Origin of the sequence: Aeromicrobium sp., from assembly GCF_014378035.1 — a bacterium.
Taxonomy (GTDB): domain Bacteria; phylum Actinomycetota; class Actinomycetes; order Propionibacteriales; family Nocardioidaceae; genus Aeromicrobium.
Map to the genome: position 1 here is coordinate 1 of NZ_JACMOM010000290.1, position 1,811 is coordinate 1,811.

Annotated in this window: 2 protein-coding genes; one reads left to right on the top strand and one right to left on the bottom strand. The window is 62.2% G+C overall.

The annotated features are described in order from the left end of the window. The coding region (locus H7290_RS14955; RefSeq protein ID WP_290514816.1) for a hypothetical protein at nt 1-192 on the bottom strand (192 nt) is incomplete at its 3' end. A 458-nt stretch (nt 193-650) separates the two neighbouring features. Between H7290_RS14955 and H7290_RS14960 the strand changes: the two genes are divergently transcribed. Further along, the gene (locus H7290_RS14960; protein WP_290514817.1) at nt 651-1,463 is read left to right on the top strand and encodes a GIY-YIG nuclease family protein; all 813 of its coding nucleotides are present in this window, start codon (nt 651-653) and stop codon (nt 1,461-1,463) included. Nucleotides 1,464-1,811 lie beyond the last annotated feature (348 nt).

Here is a 1,811-nt window from a genome sequence, read left to right on the forward strand (position 1 = left end):
ACCAACGAGCGTGTCGGTGAAATGGTCGGTCATCACGTCCTTCTCCACCTCGATTTCGGTGGAGGAGATGATGAAGGAGCTCAGATACTCAGCGGGAATGGCGCGTCCGCCGTGCGGTGCGTGCAAGATCACCGGTGTCCCCACTGAATTGTCGATCACCTGAAACAAAGCGTTGTCGTTGTCGTTTGTCATCGTGAGCCTCCAGACTGTGACGCGCCCGGTCGGCATCGGCTCATTTTCCCAGGGGCCACCGACAGTCGGGGCTCACGGTCATCACTCGTGCCGAACAGCCTCGTATATTCGCTTCGCGCAGGGCTCCATCGTGAAGAGCCGCACGAAGTCGCGGTTCCTCGCGACGCGCACAATGTCGTCACAGAACTCGTTGGGTAGGGCTTAGGCACAGCAACATCCTTCCAGGCCGCCTTTACAGGCAAGCCAGATCAGAATCTTCACACTGTTTCGGGTAACCAAACCATGAGGCAGGTCAAACTGTCACCTAACCGTGCAGCAGACCCGCCCCTGGCACGATCGCCAGACGACGGGGGCAATAGGTCTCGCCTTGGCGGAACGAGCTGGCTGACAGCACGCCGCCTGCAAGGATGGGCCTTGACCACCCCACTACCGAGCATGACGAAGGAACCGGCCTCCACATGACACTTACGCTCGGCCCGATCCTGCTCAGCGCGGGCATCGACCCCAACGACACTCAGGTGATTCGTCACGCCTATGTGCGCGAACACGAGGACACCGGACTACAGGGTATCCATGCCGACTCCACCGGTCAGGAGATCTTGCGCTATACCAGCGAGCAGTCCGCGAAGCAGCGGATTTTCCCTGTCGTCCCGCCGCCAATCTGGGTTGTCTTCGTCCGTGAGGGCGGCGACCGCGCCCGTCTCTGGTCGGTAGTGGAGAACCGTGGCGAGGTCGCGAACGACGGCACGGTCCGCACCTTCGACCACGCCGACTCGGAGCGCCTTGCCGACCTTCGGAACCGGCTCGTGATCGGGTGGAAGTCGCCTCGAACTTGGCGTCTCAATGGCCCGACTGCCGCCGATTATCCGGTGATGGAAATCGCGGATGCCGAGCCGGTGCCGTTCCCCGGCTTCGACCGGCTAGTGCTGGACTACACGCGTCTCCAGGCTGTGATGCGCGAGCATCGCTATGCCTCGTGGCGAACCGCGCTCTCCTCGGTGGTCGGCGTCTACTTGATTACCGACACTCGCGACGGGCGCCAGTACGTCGGTAAGGCCGACGGCTTAGAGAACATCCGTCAGCGCTGGAACACGTACGCCGTCAACGGCCACGGCGGCAATGTCGAGCTGAAGACCATCCACCCGAACAGCCTCCGCTATTCCCTGCTGCGAGTATTCGATCCTGCGACACCGACTTCCGCAATAAACCAGGCGGAAAGCCACTTCAAAGTTGCTCTGGACACGGTCAGGCATGGGCTCAACCGGAACTGAACGTGTGCTCGCGCTATCGCCAGGGGGTGGCGCTTCCGTCCCGTTCGCCCTCGACTTCGCCCTCGGTAGCCCGAAGCGAACTTGGAAGTGATCCGTGAGGCGGTCGCGGCACTCTATGCGCGACCAAGACAGGTCCTCGTCGTAGCTGAACCTCCCAGACGCTAGGTAGGTCAACTCAGTCGAGACGTGGTGAGGTGATGCCTCGCCCCAGACCGTGAGCGGCGATGTCGTGGCCAGTCACAGCTCTCGCGGCTGTTTCAAGGATCGTGGCGGCCGCGACACGGCAAACCTGGGGCACCCCGATCTCTCTCAGGAAGCGGCCACAGGCGTGGCGTCGGTCGGCGTCAC